At 60.2% G+C, this 18,005-nt stretch carries 13 protein-coding genes and 1 pseudogene; 1 reads left to right on the top strand and 13 read right to left on the bottom strand.

Annotated features, from left to right (window positions below):
* Positions 1–30: 30 nt before the first annotated feature.
* The 8 genes from DM872_RS04060 to mdeB all read right to left on the bottom strand — a co-directional run bounded on the left by DM872_RS04060 (position 31) and on the right by mdeB (position 11,893).
* Positions 31–1,551 carry a 4-hydroxyphenylacetate 3-hydroxylase family protein gene (locus DM872_RS04060; RefSeq protein WP_179058253.1) on the bottom strand — a complete coding sequence of 507 codons (1,521 nt, stop codon included), beginning with the start codon at positions 1,549–1,551 and terminating at the stop codon, positions 31–33.
* A gap of 209 nt (positions 1,552–1,760) precedes the next feature.
* Positions 1,761–2,609 (bottom strand): HpcH/HpaI aldolase/citrate lyase family protein, encoded by an 849-nt coding sequence (locus DM872_RS04055; RefSeq protein ID WP_179058252.1) that lies wholly within the window; start codon positions 2,607–2,609, stop codon positions 1,761–1,763.
* A complete protein-coding gene (locus DM872_RS04050) occupies positions 2,609–3,802 on the bottom strand; it encodes a CaiB/BaiF CoA transferase family protein (RefSeq protein ID WP_179058251.1) in 1,194 nt (397 codons plus the stop codon). The genes DM872_RS04055 and DM872_RS04050 overlap by 1 nt, the downstream gene beginning before the upstream one ends.
* 10 nt (positions 3,803–3,812) lie before the next feature.
* The gene (locus DM872_RS04045; protein ID WP_179058314.1) at positions 3,813–4,973 is read right to left on the bottom strand and encodes an acyl-CoA dehydrogenase family protein; all 1,161 of its coding nucleotides are present in this window, start codon (positions 4,971–4,973) and stop codon (positions 3,813–3,815) included.
* 107 nt (positions 4,974–5,080) lie between these two features.
* Positions 5,081–5,938 (bottom strand): FAS1-like dehydratase domain-containing protein, encoded by an 858-nt coding sequence (locus tag DM872_RS04040; protein WP_179058250.1) that lies wholly within the window; start codon positions 5,936–5,938, stop codon positions 5,081–5,083.
* Between the two features lie 55 nt (positions 5,939–5,993).
* Positions 5,994–7,784 (bottom strand): dihydrolipoyl dehydrogenase, encoded by a 1,791-nt coding sequence (gene lpdA / locus DM872_RS04035; protein ID WP_179058249.1) that lies wholly within the window; start codon positions 7,782–7,784, stop codon positions 5,994–5,996.
* A 10-nt stretch (positions 7,785–7,794) separates the two neighbouring features.
* A complete protein-coding gene (aceF, locus tag DM872_RS04030) occupies positions 7,795–9,117 on the bottom strand; it encodes a dihydrolipoyllysine-residue acetyltransferase (protein ID WP_179058248.1) in 1,323 nt (440 codons plus the stop codon).
* Positions 9,118–9,202: 85 nt separating this feature from the next.
* Positions 9,203–11,893, bottom strand: a complete 2,691-nt coding sequence (mdeB, locus tag DM872_RS04025; RefSeq protein WP_179058247.1) for an alpha-ketoglutarate dehydrogenase — start codon at positions 11,891–11,893, stop codon at positions 9,203–9,205.
* 124 nt (positions 11,894–12,017) lie between these two features.
* Between mdeB and DM872_RS04020 the strand changes: the two genes are divergently transcribed.
* Positions 12,018–12,533 carry an Lrp/AsnC family transcriptional regulator gene (locus DM872_RS04020; RefSeq protein ID WP_179058246.1) on the top strand — a complete coding sequence of 172 codons (516 nt, stop codon included), beginning with the start codon at positions 12,018–12,020 and terminating at the stop codon, positions 12,531–12,533.
* Between the two features lie 7 nt (positions 12,534–12,540).
* Here DM872_RS04020 and DM872_RS30825 read toward each other — a convergent pair whose 3' ends face one another.
* From DM872_RS30825 to DM872_RS04000, 5 genes and pseudogenes are all read right to left on the bottom strand, one after another.
* Positions 12,541–13,410 carry a methyl-accepting chemotaxis protein gene (locus DM872_RS30825; RefSeq protein ID WP_373273678.1) on the bottom strand — a complete coding sequence of 290 codons (870 nt, stop codon included), beginning with the start codon at positions 13,408–13,410 and terminating at the stop codon, positions 12,541–12,543.
* Positions 13,405–13,626, bottom strand: a pseudogene (locus tag DM872_RS30820) (HAMP domain-containing protein); the annotation flags it as partial. The pseudogene DM872_RS30820 and the gene DM872_RS30825, both read right to left, overlap by 6 nt.
* Before the next feature lie 1,152 nt (positions 13,627–14,778).
* Positions 14,779–15,498: a hypothetical protein gene (locus tag DM872_RS04010; protein ID WP_179058244.1), complete on the bottom strand. Its 720-nt coding sequence runs from the start codon at positions 15,496–15,498 to the stop codon at positions 14,779–14,781.
* A 75-nt stretch (positions 15,499–15,573) separates the two neighbouring features.
* Positions 15,574–16,467 carry an SDR family oxidoreductase gene (locus DM872_RS04005; RefSeq protein ID WP_179058243.1) on the bottom strand — a complete coding sequence of 298 codons (894 nt, stop codon included), beginning with the start codon at positions 16,465–16,467 and terminating at the stop codon, positions 15,574–15,576.
* Between the two features lie 12 nt (positions 16,468–16,479).
* Positions 16,480–17,937, bottom strand: a complete 1,458-nt coding sequence (locus DM872_RS04000) for a carbohydrate porin (protein ID WP_179058242.1) — start codon at positions 17,935–17,937, stop codon at positions 16,480–16,482.
* Positions 17,938–18,005 lie beyond the last annotated feature (68 nt).

Genomic DNA, 18,005 nt, shown 5'->3' with positions numbered 1-18,005 from the left:
CTGCCGTAGCGGTACTACGGCAGCCTGCGACTAGTTGCCGTTGATGCGCTGTTCCCATTCGCCATTGCGATCCAGGAACGCCCACACCCGGTCCTGTGCCTCGCGGGCACCTGGATAGCGTTCGCCGCGCATCTGAGCGTTGCGCCACGGGTCGCCGGAGAAGAACTTCTCGTACAGGTTCTGCCGCCCGGCAAAGGACGAGCAGGAGGCATCCCAGGCCAGGCGCAACAGCTGCATCTTGCGTTCGGCGGGAATGTCGGCGCCGGCACAGTAACGCTCGATGGCCGGACCGTTTTCGCTGTAGAGATCCTCGACCGTTGGCGCCACCACCACGTTGCCAGCACCGAGCAGCTGCAGGATCTCCAGTGCCCGGGCGTGCATCGCCGGGTACTGTGCGCGCACCACATTGAGCGGCTGCTCATACGGCACCACGGTGTCGCCTGGTCCCTTGATGCAATCAATTTCGGACACGCGAATCAGGGCGCGCAGGGTCTCAACGTAGGCCACCAGCTCCGACAGTTGCACCATCACGTTCGGGAAGCGGCTGTGGTTCACTTCCGTCAGGTTGTAGGCAATGCCCAGCAGGAACTCCATCTTGGCCAACGAGCGCGTGGCCGACTGATGCGAACCATGGGGGCCGGAGGGCGACTTCATTGCAGATTCCACGGCCTTGATGCTGCGGTACATGAACACCCGCTCCCAAGGAATGAAGGCCTCGTCAAACCACAGAACGGCGTCCATCTCGTCCATCCGCGCCGAGAGCGGATCGTTGGCAAAGCGGCCCTTGGTGGGAAGCGAGGGACGGCAGATCATCTTCATCCCGGGGGTATCGATGGGGCACGCAAAACCTACGGCGTAGGCTTCGGCATCTTCCACCAGCGGGAACTTGGCGGCCGCTGGCATGATCAGCACCTCATTGGCCAGTGGGCCGAGGGTGGCAACTGAACGGGCGCCGGAAACGTAGATACCGGCATCGGATTCGCGCACCACGCGCATCACCATGTCGCCAGGCTGTTCGAACATCTGCAGGCGTTTGTCGATATCCGGAGACACCAGCGAGTGGGTGAGCGCCAGGTCGTTCTCGCGAATGTGTTCGTGGTAGTTGAGGATGTTCTGGCCGAACTGTTCTCCGCCCGCGGCAAACAGCTCATAGGCCGACGCGTGGGCGCTGACCATGACGTTGAGGAAGTCGGGAGTGCGGCCCATCATGCCGCCCACTGCATCCATCCAGGTCTTCATCATCTCCCGACGCAGACGCAGATCCTCGGCAGAGCGAGGCAGCATGAATGAGCGCCCAACACGTGCGCCGGAGGTTGGCGACTGGAACGTCATCTTGTCTTGCAACGCCGGGTCGCACTGAATGTCGTACAGATCGGCGATGGATTGAATCGCACCACGGAAACGGTGATCCACCGTCACATCCTTGATGCGCTCGCCATCGATCCAGACGGAGCGACCATCACGGAGCGAGGCGATGTAATCCGCTCCGTTGCGCACGCCTTGTCGGGCTCCACTCATGGCAGACGATTTTTTGTTGGTGTTGTATTCCATGGGCACTGCTCCTGCATTGAAACGTTTGGCCTGCGGCGGTATCACCACCGCACGCGGAATTCAGTGGCTTGCAGGCTTGGATAGTATTGAGGTGGGACCGATTAAAGAATTTGTGAATTGGACGAGGAGCTGTTCCAAAATCGAAAAGAGCACGCAGCCAGAGGCTTCGACTGCGTGCTCGATCACTTCTCCACGACGACCGGTCCGACTCAGAGTCCAAACTCCACTGCCAACGCGAGAATGCGTTCGGCGCGGGCCATCACCGGCGCATCGATCATGCGACCGTCGAGCACCACCACCCCGCCCCTGGCGGCCTCGGCCAAACCTCGGACAGACTGCGCCCAGGTAATGTCCTGAGCCGAAGGCGTGAAGGCCGCTGCGGTGGTGGTCACCTGGCCAGGATGGATCAACAATTGGCCACTGAAGCCATGCCGGCGCGCTCGTGCGGCATATCGGGCCAGGCCTGCGTCGTCGCCAATCACCGTGAACACTCCATCGACCGGGGCGGGCAATCCCGCGCGCTGGCTGGCAAGCACCAGCAGCGCGCGCCACGGCAGGAACACCAGCTCTTCGGGGTCTGATTCGTCGGGTATCAGATCGAGTTCAACGGCCAGATCCAGCTTGCCGAATAACAATCGGGCGCAGCCCCGTGCACTGGCAACTTGCGGCAGCGCCTCGATGCCGCGACCGGTTTCCACAATGCACAACACAGGCTTGCCGCTGGCGTCATGGGCATGCTCGACCTGCGCCGCACTGTCGGCCTTGGGCAGCATCACCCCAGCGATACCGCTATGACGGCAGACCTCCAGATCATCCTCGTGCCACTGGGTGTCAGCGGCATTGATCCGTACCGTGACACGTTCATCGGGGTTGGCATTCAACCAGGCCAACAAAGCCAGCCGCGCGGCCGTCTTGTCGCCTGGTGCCACGGCGTCTTCAAGATCCACGACCACGACATCGGTGCCGGTGGCCAAGGCTTTGCCAATGCGTTCGGGACGGTTGGCGGGTACGAACAGGAAGGTGCGGGCGCGGCCCAGATTCAATTGACGAATAGCCATCACACCACCCTCCTGTCGCGCAGACCGACAACGTGGTCTGTGTAGCCAAGCTCGTGCAGGATCGCGTTCGTATGCTCACCGAGTGCCGGCACCGGTCCCATGCGGGCGGGATACTCACCGCCCATGCCGGGCGGCTGTAGCGCGGGGACCGGTCCGGCCGGCGTATCCACGTGGGTCCAGCGTTGGCGCGCTTCCAGCTGTGGGTGGCTCCAGATGTCGCTCATGGTGCTGACGTTGGCATTGGCGATGTCGGCGGCATCGAGGCGAGCCATGACAGCTTCGGCCGTAAGGCTGGCGAAGTTGTCCTCGATCAGCTTGCTCAAGACATCCCGGTTGGCAGTACGCAATGCGTTACTGGCGAATCGCTCTTCCATGGCGATGGAGGCGTCGCCCAGGACCTTTTCACAGAACACCGCCCACTCACGTTCATTCTGCAGACCGAGCATCACCGTACGACCATCACCGGCACGGAACGGCCCGTAGGGGTAGATCGTCGCGTGCGACGCACCGGTACGCCGCGGTGGCTCCTGGCCCTTGTAGGCGTAGTACAGAGGGAAGTTCATCCACTCGACCATCGCATCGATCATGGCGATCTCGATGCGCCGGCCACGCCCTGTTTTGCCGCGCTCGATCAGTGCGCCAAGGATATTGGTGTAGGCGTACATTCCCGCGGCGATATCAGCAATCGAGATACCAGCCTTCACCCGATCCTCCGGCGTACCAGTGACCGACAGAAAACCCGCTTCGCTCTGGATCAGCAAGTCGTAGGCCTTCTTGTGGGTGTACGGCCCGCCTTCTCCATAGCCGGAGATGTCGCACACGATCAATTTCGGATGGGTGGGTGCAAGTGCCTCGAATGACAACCCCATGCGGGCGGCAGCGCCGGGAGCCAGGTTCTGCACCAGCACGTCGGCCTCGGCCAGAAGCTGCATGAGGATCTCCAGGGCCTCGGGTTGCTTGAGGTCCAGAGTGAGGCTTTCTTTCGAGCGGTTTACCCAGACGAAATGTGAAGCAAGGCCATCGACGCGGTCGTCATAGGCACGCGCAAAATCTCCGCTGCCAGGGCGTTCGACCTTGATCACTCGGGCGCCCAGGTCGGCCAGGTGGCGCGTGGCCAACGGCGCTGCTATTGCGTGCTCGAGCGATACGACTGTCACGCCTTCGAGTGGAAGAACCGGATTGCTAGTAGCCATGGCGGGTTCCTCAGAAAGAGCGCGGCAGCCCGAGCAGGTGCTCGGCGACATAGGCGTAGATCAAGTTGGTGGAAATCGGCGCGACCTGGTACAGGCGGGTCTCGCGGAACTTGCGTTCGATGTCGTATTCGTTGGCGAAGCCGAAACCACCGTGGGTCTGCAAGCACACGTTGGCGGCTTCCCAGGAGGCCTTGGCCGCTAGGTACTTGGCCATGTTGGCCTGGGCACCACAGCCCTGGTGGGCATCGAACAGCTGGCATGCCTTGAAGCGCATCAGGTTGGCTGCCTCGATCTCGATAAAGGCATCGGCAATCGGGAATTGCACTCCCTGGTTCTGTCCGATCGGTCGGTCGAACACCACGCGCTCGTTGGCATATTTGACGGCGCGCTCCATGAACCAGTAACCGTCGCCGATGCATTCGGCGGCAATCAATGTGCGCTCGGCGTTAAGCCCGTCGAGGATATATTTGAAGCCCTTGCCCTCCTCGCCGATCAGGTTCTCCTCGGGAATCTCAAGGCTGTCGAAGAATAGCTCGTTGGTCTCGTGGTTAACCATATTGGGGATCGGCTGCACGGTAAGGCCCTTGCCGATCGAGTCCTTGAGGTCAACGATGAAAATCGACATGCCCTCGGACTTTTTCTTCACTTCGGCAAGTGGCGTGGTTCGCGCCAGCAGGATCATCAGGTCGGAGTGTTGTACCCGCGAGATCCACACTTTCTGGCCGCTCACCACGTAGCGACCGTCCTTCTTCACCGCGTTGGTCTTGATCTTGGTGGTGTCGGTGCCGGTAGTGGGTTCAGTGACCGCCATCGATTGGATGCGCAACTCGCCGGAAGCGATCTTGGGCAGGTACTTTTCCTTCTGCGCTTTGCTGCCGTTACGCAGCAACGTGCTCATGTTGTACATCTGGCCATGTACCGCGCCGGAGTTGCCGCCAGAGCGGTTGATTTCCTCCATGATCACCGACGCCTCGGTAAGCCCCAGGCCGGAGCCGCCGTATTCCTCGGGGATCATCGCTGAGAGCCAGCCAGCGCCGATCAGGGCGTCGACAAAGGCTTCCGGGTAGGCACGTTGCTCGTCAATCTTGCGGAAGTATTCGTCCGGAAACTCGCTGCACAAGGCGCGTACGGCGTCACGGATTTCCTGGTGTTCATCAGGGGCATACAGCATGGTCATATTGGTTTTCCTGTCCTGTGGGGAGCATCGTGGCAAAGCGGTGCCCTGGTGCTTCTACACAGAAGCACCTGCTTGAGATTTGGTTCTTTGGAGGCCGCGGATCAGTCGAACGTGACGTTGGCCTTCATCGCCAGGCGCCCGTCGCACTCGGTCCACAACGCGGCGGAGTCCGGGCCGGTGAGTTCGCCGCACACATCGAAATCCGCGCTAGAAAAGAGCGGGCCCACGGCACGGAATGCGAAGCGCCTGATACGTTTATCCGGATAGGTGGCGCGGAAGGTTTCAAGCAGCAGCGTGGCGGCCAGCGGGCCATGCACGACGAGACTGGGATAGCCTTCTTCCTGGGTCGCGTAGGGCTGGTCGTAGTGAATGCGATGGCTGTTGAACGTCAGCGCCGAGTAACGGAACAGCAAGACCGGATCCGGGCGAATTCGTCGGCCGAATTCGGCGCAGCCGTCGACCACTTCCCCGGCGAGCGGCGCCTCTTTCGGTGCGGGCTGTCGATAGACGATGTCCTGCTCCTCCACCAGGCACACACCGCGTTCACCCGAAACGCTGTGTTCCACGGTGACGAACACCAATTCGCCATGGCGGCCGACCTTGCGCTGACAGCGCACGATGCGCGAAATGCGGTTGACCTCCTCGCCCACCCGCAGCGGCTGCTTGAAGTTCAGGTGTCCGCCCGCCCACATGCGGTTGGGCAGGTCCACCGGCGGCAGAAAGCCGCCGCGTTGAGGATGTCCGTCCGCACCGATCTCGCTGCATCGAGCGTTGGGCGTGAAGTACACCCAGTGCCACAAGGGCGGTAACTCGGCACCCGCTTTCATACTGTCAGGATCAAGATCGAGGGTGGCGGCCAACGCCTGGGCAATGCGTGGGTCGATGCGGTCGACACGCTGGTCCTCACGGCCTACCCATTGGGATAAATCATCCGCGAGTGTGTCGTTGCAGCCGTTCATGCTTATCTCCTCCGTCACGTGCTGTTGTTCGGCTATCGGTTGGCCATTGAGCGACTCAGCGACGAGCCGCCGGCAGGTCTGTACAACTGCCATGGGCGACTTCAGCCGCCATCCCCACGGTTTCACCCAGGGTCGGATGGGGGTGGATGGTTTTGCCGATATCCACGGCATCGGCACCCATTTCGATGGCCAGGCAAACCTCACTGATCAGATCGCCTGCACCGGTGCCGACAATCCCGCCGCCCACTACCCGCTGGGTGTCGGCGTCAAACAGAAGTTTGGTAAAGCCTTCATCGCGGCCGTTGGCGATCGCACGCCCCGACGCAGCCCATGGGAAAACCGCCGCCTCGACCTTGATGCCCTTTTCCCTTGCTTCCTGCTGGGTAAGACCGGCCCAGGCCACCTCCGGGTTGGTGTAGGCAACCCCTGGAATCTGCAACGCATCGATTCGGCTAAGCGCCAGCTCAGGATTGTTCGCCGCCTCTCCAGCCGCCACTTCTGCGGCGACATGCCCCTCGTGGACCGCCTTGTGGGCCAGCATGGGCTGCCCGACGATGTCACCAATTGCGAAGATATGCGGCACATTGGTACGCATCTGCTTGTCCACCTCTATGAAACCTCTCTCACCTACGGTGACACCGGCGCTGTGCGCATCGATCTGGTCTCCATTGGGCTTCCGGCCCACGGCAACCAATACCAGGTCGTAGCATTGCGGCTCAGAGGGAGCCTTTTCCCCGTCGAAGGTCACCCAGATGCCCTGCTCGCTCGCGTCGGCTTTTACCGTCCGGGTTCTCAGCATCAGGTTGTCGAAGCGGTGGCTGTTGTGCTTTTCCCAGACCTTCACCAGATCGCGATCAGGCCCCTGCATCAGGCCGTCCAGCATCTCCACCACATCGACGCGCGCACCAAGGGCTGAATAGACCGTGGCCATTTCCAGCCCGATAATGCCGCCGCCCACCACCAGCATGCGCTTGGGCACCGTCCGGAGTTCCAGTGCCCCGGTAGAATCCACGATTCGCGGGTCCTTCGGCATAAAGGGCAGTTTTATGGCCTGGCTGCCCGCCGCGATCACGCACTGCTTGAAACGAATGACCTTCGTCTCTCCTGTCTGTTCTTGACCGGAACCTGAAGTGACGGCGACCTCGATATGATGGGGGTCGAGAAAGCGACCGAAGCCACGCACCACCTCAACCTTCCGGCCCTTGGCCATGCCGGCGAGCCCGCCAGTGAGCTTGCTGACCACCGATTCCTTGTGCGCGCGCAACTTGTCGAGATCGACTTTGCCAGCACCGAAGTCGATACCCAGTGCTGCCAGATGCGGTACCTCCTCCATCACCGAAGCGATATGCAGCAAGGCTTTCGAGGGGATGCAGCCCACGTTCAAACACACACCACCCAGCGAGGCGTAACGCTCGACCACGATGGTTTTGCGCCCCAGGTCCGCGGAGCGAAAGGCGGCGGAGTAACCACCGGGACCGCCGCCCAGCACCAGTACGTCGCACTCCTGGTCAGCTCCGGCGGCGTGGACAGGCGCCATGGCGGGTGCAGGCGCCGCAGGTGCGGATGGCGTGGCGGCAGCAGCCGACCCTGGCTGGGTTGCCACGTCATGGGCCTGCAGCTTCAGCAGCACAATGCCTTCTGTCACCTTGTCGCCGACCTTGATCAGCACTTCCGTGACCACACCGGCGGCAGAAGTCGGAACATCCATGGTGGCCTTATCGGATTCCAGCACGCAGATGGGATCGTCGATTTTTACCGCATCGCCAACCTGGACCAGCACCTCAATCACCGACATGGCGACCGTATCTCCGAGGCCCGGCATCTTTACTTCAATAACCTGACTCATGGGCTACCCCTCAAAGCGTAATGCGACGGAAATCAGCCAACAGAGCCGCCAGATGCTGGAGGAAGCGCGCCGCAGCAGCGCCATCCACGACGCGGTGATCCCACGACAGTGCCATGGGCAGAATCAGGCGGGGGGCAAAGGCATGCCCATCCCAGACCGGTCTGATTTGCGCACGGGTAACGCCGAGGATCGCCACTTCGGGGGCATTGATAATGGGGGTAAAACCGGTGCCGCCAATGCCGCCCAGGCTGGAAACGGTAAAGGTCCCGCCCGTCATGTCGGCAGGGCCCAACTTGCCGTCTCGTGCCTTTTTGGCCAACTCACCACATTCGCTGGCGATCTGGCCAATGCCTTTCTGATCGGCGTCGCGAATGACCGGCACCACCAACCCGTTCGGCGTGTCGGCGGCAAAACCGATGTGGTAGTACTGCTTCAAGATCAGCACCGACTCGCCATCTTCGCTGCCCAGCGAGCTGTTGAACTGCGGGAAGGCTTTCAGTGTGGCGACCGCTGCCTTGATCAGGAATGCCAGCATGGTGTACTTGATCGCATCCTTGCCACCTTCCTTGTTGAGCTGGACCCGAAAGGCTTCAAGCTCAGTAATGTCCACTTCTTCGTTGTTGGTGACATGAGGAATCATCACCCAGTTGCGCGAGAGGTTGGCGCCGGAGATTTTCTTTATCCGCGACAGCGCGACTTTCTCGATACTGCCGAACTTGGAAAAATCCACGTCTGGCCAAGGCAGCAGATTCAGCCCACTAGCGTGCTCGCCACGTGACGGAGCGCTGTCCAGACGAACCAGCGCGTCCTTGACGAAGCGCTCGACGTCCTCACGCAGCATTCGCCCACCCTTGCCGGTCGCCACTACTTTCGAGACGTCCACACCCAGCTTGCGGGCATAACTGCGGACCGACGGAGATGCGTGGGGTTTGATGCTGGAGGCATTCACCGCTGACGCCACCCGCGAAGAAGCAGACGCAATTGGCACAACGGCGGCAACATGCGCTGCAGGTGCAGGTGCAGGTGCAGGTGCAGGCGAATCCTTGGCACTTTCCGCAGCCTCAGCCACCACAGGGGCATGCGCGCCATCGCTGGCCAGTTGCAACGTAAGGATGGGGCTGCCCTTGGAAACCCGGTCCCCCACCTTGATGCCTACCGCCACCACGGTGCCGGCGAAAGGGCTCGGCACATCCATCGCCGCCTTGTCCGATTCGAGGGTCAGCAACGGCTCATCGAATGCCACCGTATCGCCCGCTTTGACCAACACTTCGATCACCGGGAGGTCTTTGAAGTCCCCGAAGTCAGGGACCTGAATTTCTCTGATTTCACTCATGACTTACCGTCGCCAAGAAAGAGATCCGTTGCGCGCTCACGCAACGGATGGAACGCTCATCGAGCGCATGCGGAGAGAAAACCTGTTACCGCGCCCAGGGCGCCGGGCGGTCACCATCCAGGCCGTATCGTTCGATGGCCTCAGCCAGTACCTGACGCGGCAGGCTGCCGTCGCGCACCAGACCATCCAGCGCAGCCAAGACCACCTGGTGACGATCCACCTCGAAGAACCGACGTAACGCAGTGCGGGTATCACTACGACCAAAGCCGTCGGTACCCAGGGCAATAAAGCGAGCGTCGATATAGCTGGCGATCAGCTGCGGCCAAGCACGAACATAGTCGGAGGCGGCAATGACCGGCGCATCGCCGGCCAGGGAGGCGCACAGGTGGCTGACCTGCTCAGGTGCAGCGGGATTGAGACGGTTGTGGCGCTCGACGTCTCGAGCTTCGCGCGCAAGTTCGCTGAAGCTGGTGACGCTCCACACCTCGCTCGATACCTGCCAGTCGGTTGCCAGCAGTTCGGCGGCCGCGATCACTTCGCGCAGGATGGTCCCGGAACCCAACAGCCGCACCGAACCGCGAGGCACTGATGCATCGGTTACGGCATAGCGATACATGCCGCGAATGATTTGCTCCTCAACACCCGACGGCAGCGAGGGCTGTGCGTAGTTCTCGTTCATCACGGTGATGTAGTAGAACTCGTCGACATCGCGCTCCATCATCTGCCGCATGCCATGGTCCAGGATTACCGCCAGCTCGCCAGCGAACGCCGGATCGTAGGCGCGGCAGTTGGGAACAGTGGCAGCCATCACATGGCTGCTGCCGTCCTGGTGCTGCAGCCCTTCGCCGCCCAGGGTGGTTCTCCCGGCGGTGGCCCCCAGCAGGAAGCCCCGTGCACGTTGATCGGCCGCTGCCCAGATCAGATCGCCAACACGCTGGAAACCAAACATCGAGTAGTAGATGTAGAACGGCAGCATTGGTTTGCCGTGGGCGCTGTAGGAGGTCGCAGCCGCCACCCAGGAGGACAGCGCACCCGCTTCTGTAATGCCCTCCTCCAGCAGCTGACCATCCCGGGCCTCGCGGTAATAGAGCATGGAGCCGGCATCTTCTGGCTCGTACAACTGACCCAGCGGCGAGTAGATCCCGATCTGGCGGAACAGGTTGGCCATACCAAAGGTACGTGCTTCGTCCGCGACAATTGGGACAACGCGCGGGCCCAGTTCTTTATCCTTGAGCAAGCCGCCGAGCATCCGCACCACGGCCATGGTGGTGGACATTTCCTTGCCGTCTGCCTCGAACGCAAACCGTGCGTAATCGGCCAGGGCTGGCACGGTGACATGCTCGTTGCCCTTCTGCCGCGCAGGCATATAGCCGCCCAGCCCTGCTCGGCGATCACGCAGATAACGCATTTCCTGGCTATCGTCGGCCGGGCGATAGAAGCGCAGTTGGGCCACGTCGTCGTCGGAGAGGGGCAGCGCAAAACGATCACGGAATGCCTTGAGGGCATCGATATCCAGCTTCTTGGCCTGGTGCGAAGTCATGCGCGACTCGCCGGCACCGCCCATGCCATAACCTTTCTTGGTTTTGGCCAGGATGACGGTCGGACGCCCTTTGTGCGCCTTGGCAGCCGCAAACGCCGCATGCAGCTTGCGGAAGTCGTGACCACCGCGCTTGAGGGCATCGATCTCGGCATCGGACATATGCGAGACCAGTTCCTGGATCTCGGGCTCTTGCTGGAAGAAGTGCAGCAAGTTGTAGGCACCGTCCTTGGAGCCCAGCGTCTGGTACTGGCCATCGACAGTCTGAGCAAAACGTTGCAGCAACGCATTGCTGGTGTCGCGGGCAAACAACGGGTCCCAGTCCGATCCCCAGATGACCTTCACCACATTCCAGCCGGCACCGGTAAACAGGGCCTCGAGCTCCTGGATGACCTGACCGTTGCCGCGCACCGGGCCATCCAGACGCTGCAGGTTGCAGTTGACGATAAAGGTGAGGTTATCGAGCTTTTCCCGTGCCGCAAGAGTAAGGCCTGCAATGGATTCAGGCTCATCCATCTCCCCATCACCGAATACACCCCAGACGTGGCGTTCGGCGGTTTCGGCCAGATTGCGGTGCTCGAGATAACGCATATAGCGCGCCTGGTAGATCGCACTGATAGGTCCGATGCCCATCGAGCCGGTCGGGAATTGCCAGAACTCAGGCATCAACCAAGGGTGAGGGTATGAGCTCAGCCCATTACCTGTGACTTCCTGGCGGTAGTTGGCCAGTTGCTCCTCCGACAGCCGCCCCTCCAGGAAGGCACGGGCGTAGACGCCAGGTGCCGAGTGCGGCTGGTAAAACACCAGATCGCCCCCATGGTTTTCATCACGGGCACGGAAGAAATGGTTAAAACCCACCTCAAAGATTTCCGCGGCCGACGCGTAGCTGGCGATATGCCCGCCAAGGTCTCCGTAGGCTTGGTTGGCGCGCACCACCATGGCCAATGCATTCCAACGAATTATCGAAGTAATCCGTTCCTCGACAGCAAGGTCACCTGGATAGGGACCCTGCCTTTCAATCGGAATTGTGTTCCGGTAGGCCGAGTACGGATGCACGTGCGAGGTGATGCCAAGTGCTCTTGCGTGTTGCTCTAATTGCTTAAGCAGGAACTGACCGCGCTCGGAACCTCCATCGCGCACAACGGCTTCCAGCGACTCCAGCCATTCCTGTGTTTCGTCTCGGTCAATATCTATAGAAGTTACTGAACCCGTTATGGAATTTTCGTTTAGCGAACTCATGTCTGCCTCCACTTTTGTTGCTTTTAGCTTAGAGATAAATCGACAGAAGGTGCCGCTGCACTAAGCTTCATTGACGCTGTTTTTCGGCATATACTGCCGCCATCACAATCATTTGAGGTGTAAAATGCCGCAAACACCTATTGACTCAACAGACCTGCGCATCCTCGAAGAGCTGCAGGCAAACGCCCGTATAACCAACATCGAGCTTGCATCCCGCGTGCATCTTTCGCCCTCTCCCTGCCTGACCAGAGTGCGAGCACTGGAAGAGTCTGGATTGATAAGCCGATATGTAACTTTGCTCGATCCTTATGAATTAGGCCTGAGCGTTAGTGTGTTTATTCAAATAACGCTCGAGCGTCAGGTAGAGCGTGCACTGGAAACCTTTGAAGAAGCAGTGCAGAACTATCCGGAAGTAATGGAGTGCTATCTCATGACGGGAGACGCTGATTACCTGATCCGGGTTGTGGTTCCGGATGTACAGGCGCTCGAACGCTTTATCGTCAATCAACTTTCAAAAATTCCAGGGGTTGCAAATATTCGTTCGAGTTTTGCGCTCAAGCAGGTCAAATATAAAACCGCACTACCGCTTCCTCGCGGGGATACAACTAAAATCGGCTCCGGCAAACTTCGGCATAAATGAACCCACCTCAAGTGGACGTGCGAAAACCGCCAACCGCTGCGTTGAGTGTGCAGCCCACTTGCTCTAGCCCGCGCACCGACGCCTCCAGCAAGCTGCTCGCTGCCGTGCTCTGCTCCGCGATCGCCTGCACCCGTTCCATGCTCTCGCCAACCTGATCGGCCACAGCACTCTGTTGTTCGGCCGCTGCGGCGATCTGCTGGCTCATCTGCTCCACCGTCGACACTGACGCAGCAATTTCCTGCAGCGCTTGTGACGCCTGTGCGGCAATCACCACGCTTTCGCCACTCAGCGCCTGGCTATCCTGCAAGCGACTGGCCGCCTGCTCGGCGACGGTGCGCAGTTGCTGGATGATGGCGGCGATATCGTCGGTGGAAGCTTGTGTGCGCCGCGCCAGGTTGCGTACCTCATCCGCCACCACGGCAAAGCCGCGACCGTTATCGCCAGCACGCGCCGCTTCAATCGCCGCATTCAAGGCCAGCAGATTGGTCTGCCCGGCCAGGGCATTGATCACGTCGAGTACCTTGCCTATCGCCGTGCACTCGTTGAGCAGCGAGCTCATCGCCTCGGAACACCCGCTCATTTCCTGGGCCAAATGACCGATCCTGGCCGTCGCCTCCCGGACCAGTTCCTCGCCTTTGCGCGCCTGGGTATCGGCATGCTCCACGGCATCACGGGTCTGGCTGGTATTGCGCGCAACGTCTTGTGCGGTGGCGGCCATCTGTTGCATGGCAGTGGCCGCCAGTTCCGTTTCCTCGCGCTGCGAGTCGACTCCCTGACGCGTACGCTCAGTCACCTGCACCAGGCTGGTGGCAGCCTGGTTCAGTTGCCCGACACCCTGGCCAATCCGGCCGATCAGCCCACGCAGGCTGTCGAGCATGACCCCGACACTGCCGAGCAATTGCCCCAGCTCATCACGTCGGCCAGCGGCATCGATCTGTGCGCTGAGATCGCCCGATGCCACGCGCCGGGTAAGGTCAACAGCCTGACGCAATGGCTGCAGGATCAAATGGCGAATCAACACGCTGGCGCCGATGCCGAGACTGACCGCCAACAGCACAATCACTTCCAGCAGCCGCGAAATCCGCTGGCTCATCAACTGCGAGGCCTGCACCTGAGCGGCACGGGCCTCACCCAGCAGAGCACTGACCTTGTCGGCGGCAGAATTCATCGCCGCCTGGCTATCACTGGCTTGATCACGACTCGCGGCATAGCCATTGAACGCGGCACTGTAGGCAGCCAGCGCCGCACTCGCCTGGGTCAGCGATTCCCGCTCCGGACCCTCAAGCCGCAGCGCCAGGTTTTCCATGTACGAGCGCAGTTCGATAATCCGCGCCTCCCAGGCGTTGTGTACTTCCGCGCTGCCCTGCAAGGTGAAATAGAGTTCGCTGTCGCGCAGGTTTGCCAGCTTGTCGCGCAGCGTGGAAGCCTGCTCAAGCTGCAGCATGCGCACCGAATCCGCCGGCTGCGCCCGGGCAGCCAGGAGGTTGACGACATCGAGCTGATCGAGCATCACCACGGTGAAGCGTTCGCCAAGCACCTGGGCCAACTGCTGCATGCGCAGGCGCGCCTCGCGGGCATCACGCTGGGCTTGGGCGTAGCGCTGGAACTGAGCGAGAAAAACTCTTGCCGCTTCTACGGAATCGCCCTGCCCGGTTTGCGCTTGGGACTTTTCCAATAACGAAATAAGTTCATCTGTAAGGCCCGCCACCTTGTTGGCCTCCTCCTCCGCCAAGTCCAAGCCAAAGGCCTTAACCGATACCTGCGCCTGCAGCATCAGCGACTCGATGGTGGCGACATCGTTCATCTTCTCAGCACGTGTATCGAGCACGGTGAAGGCATAGAACGCAGTCGCTGCGACGCCTAGCGTCGATAACAGCACCAAACCGAATCCAAGCGACAGCTTGGTGCCCACCGATAGATTGCCCAGTACGCGACCGATCACAGATACCACCCTTCGTCCAACGAAAGGCGAGCGCACGCCGTAGAAGGATATGGATGAACAGTGGCTTTACAGATCGCCTTCGCGGAGACGACGAATCTGCAGTAGATGAGGAACGGCGTTAGGCACCATGGCGAGCTACGCATAGGGAATCTTCTTATTTTTTTACGATTTCCGACGCTATGCGTCGATAACGTTAGCAGCCTATCCCGTGGGCGCGACGTTCGGCCAATGGCCAATACTGATGCGGGCTAGCTGAAACGCTAATAGCATCGGGGCGAGGCAATGTCGCCTCAGGGTAGTGACTTACTTGGCACCAATGCTCGCCAGCCCATCGGTAACCTGGCCAAGGTAATAAGCAGCACTGCCCGGCACCCAACGTTGCTCGTTCTTGAGCAGCCGCGGGCGTACGTAATCGTATTTGCCCTTTAGCTTGTTCAGCTCAGCAGCATGCTGTGGCCAGCTATGTTCGAGCGCCGTGAAGCCCTGAAGGATTTGCCGGTCCAGTTGTATGAACGCGTTGTCATCGCCATCAACCACGTAGACGACCAACCCACCGAAGGTTCGCGCCTGATAGAGCAACTGCAGGCGCGCGACATTCAGGCTCAGCTCATGCAGCGCCAAACGCGGCTCGTCGAGTACTGCGGCGGAATAGCGTTTGGCGGCCTGCTGGTCGAGGCTGGCCTGGGCCTTGAGCAACGGGTTTATCCAGGCGGGATAGAGCTGGGCATTGCTGGCTGGCTGACGCTCCAGTTCGTCGATGCTGTGGCGCATGGCTGCGGCCGCCTGGATCAACTGCGGGTCCCCCTCCTGCGCCACCAGTTGCTGCAACGTCAACAGGTCCTGGCGATAGCGCTCGGTAAAACGGGAGTCGCTGCCATCCTGATTGGGGTTGTAGTGCACCAACAGGTTGCTGCAGGCACTGAAGGCCTTGCCGCGAATGGCTTGCAGGCGTTCGGCGTCGAGGTTGGCCAGGGCCAAAGTGGGCACCAGCAGCAATACACAGACAAGCAGGCGAATGGGCATGGCAGCATTTCCTTTTTGGTTGACTTATCTAGTGGCAGGTGCCGAGCCCACGCCATCGGGGCCCTTGCGACTGACCTATTTCTGCGCTTGATACGCCGCATACTCCTTGCGCACGAAGTCTTCGAAATGTGTCGCCTCTCGGCCCAACAGCCAGCTGAGTACGTTCGAGTTACCAAGGAAGTCGTGGTTGCTGTAGCGCGTTTCGATTGACTGACTCACCTGTGCCTGATGGGCGAATGTAACGGGATCACCTTCACCGAATCGTGCCCGGACAAAGGCAGCCATATCGATGCGTTCAACTCGAATTTCGGTATTGATCACCCCTGAAAGGACCTGGCCGATCTCATGTGCCGTGAAGCGGCCGGGGCCCACCAGTTCATAGGTGGCTGCAAGATGACGCTCTGGCTGCGAGAGCACCATGGAAGCCACCTCGGCGACATCATCCAGATCGACCATCGATTGGTAGCGTTCCAACGCCCACGACAACCGAAACACGCCTTCCTCGAAGACCGGTTTTAAACGAGCCGCCAGCATGTAGTTGGCGGGCTGCAGGATGGTGAACTCAAGGCCTGAGGAGAGCAGATGCTCTTCGATATCACGCTTGATTTCATGCTGAACGAGGTCGGTCGTAATGGCATGCAGCACTGAGCTGAACACAAAGTGCCCCACCCCCTCCTCTCGCGCCGCATCGATAATATTGAAGCCCATCGCCCGCTCAGCCGGATGCAAGGTCGGGCCGATGTGGTAGACGCTCGAAACGCCGCGCATGGCCTTGTGAATGAACGCCGGTTCAGCGAGATCGCCCACCAGCAACTCTTGCACGCCCTGCTTGCGCAGGGCTTCGGCAGAGGCGCTGCTTTGTACACACGCGCGTACACGGTGGCCGGCGGCGAGCAAGCGGGGAACGAGGCACTTGCCCTGATTGCCGTTGGCGGAGGTCACGAGAATGGGCGCTGGAGCATCGGTCATAAGTAAGCTCGATTAGAAGAACAGCGTCAGGCTGGCTTGCAGGTTCACTGCATCTTTCACGTCGGGACTGAAGGCCGGCTTTTCCACATAACTCAGGCCAGTGCGAAAGTAAGTACCGGCAGCCAGGCGCATGTTGTAAGCGAGCGTGGTCGACCTGGAGTCGTCAGCGTTGGATACGTGAAAGCGGTCGAGCTTGGTATTGGCGTCGTCGCTGTAGCTGGTGTAGCCGTACTCCAGCGTCAACATATCGAATGGACGCGAGTCCAAGGGACCTTTGGCGAACAGACGCAGCCCGTAATACAGATCGAACAGGTTGCGATCCTCCGGGGCAGACATCCAGGTGAAACCGGCATACAGACCGCGCGAGGCGATAGCGCTGTTGAACTGGTAGAACTGGTAGTCGCCCAACACATACCCGGCGTAATTGTCGTCGCTGCGTTCGTTACTCAAAAACTGCGTGTAGTCGGACGAGTTGTAGATGTAGCCCGCGCGCAACCAAGAATAAGGAGTTCCCGGAGTGGCGGCGCGTTTGTAGCCGAGCTCGTCAATGTACAGCGCACCGGTATGGTCAGCGTGCAGGTCCAGTTCACCCAGGTGACGGTCTATCTCCGCGCCCATGCCATCGGGACTGATACTGCGCTGCACCCCGAACTTGTTGTAGAAATTGCCCAGGTTCAGTGTGACGTTGGCGGCCGGGCTGGAAACCGGCGCGTGGCTCAGGCCGACCTGATACGGGATAACGGCCTGTAGACCCTGGGTGCCACCGACCAGAGTGCCTCCGGTGAATGGTCCGATGTATTCCAGATCGTTGGGCAGCACACCGATTTTGAATTCGACCGTCTTGTCCCACAGGCTCTGGTAGTACGCGATACGGGTGAAGTTGAAGGGCGACGACGGATTCACCTCGTCCCAGCTGGAGTAATAACTGCCCACGCCGAAGATGAACTGACCGTTGTCGAGACCGACCTGCCCCAGGTCGTAGGTGAAGCCGGCTACCAGATTGGACGAGTATGTGGGACGTTCGCCGAGGTAGGCCTGTGGCTGATGCCTGTCGTGCCTCTTAAGATTATTGGTGAACGTACTCATGCTCAGGATGTTGAAACCGATTCCGTGCTCGGCGAGATCGGAACGCAGGCCGCCCGCATCACCGATGATGCTTTCCGATGGCGGCGGCAACTCGGTGAGCTGGCCACGCTCGGCCAATGCGTCGATTTTTGCGAACTGCTTTTTTCGCTCGATGATATGGCCAAGCAATTGGCTATCGGGTAGTGCTTTGTTGGCTATCAGCGGAGCTGGTTGCTTGAGCTCTGCGGCAATCTGCCCTGCTAAAGCCTGCCGGGCTGGCGTGGTTTCAGCGCGAGCATGGAAGGAGTGGGTCGCCCAAATAGTCAGGAATGCCGCGAGCGTGACGCGTACATACTCCGGAGCACGTATGCGGACTCGGTTCAACCCGATTGAGTGGGACTGCATGGTATTTCCTTCGTTGTTGTTATCCGTGAAAACGACCAAACACAGGCGTACGCCATGGCCGTAATGCT

Origin of the sequence: Pseudomonas taiwanensis, assembly GCF_013393345.1 — a bacterium.
In the GTDB taxonomy this organism is placed as follows: domain Bacteria; phylum Pseudomonadota; class Gammaproteobacteria; order Pseudomonadales; family Pseudomonadaceae; genus Metapseudomonas; species Metapseudomonas resinovorans_C.
This window is presented reverse-complemented; position numbering and strand designations above follow the sequence as displayed.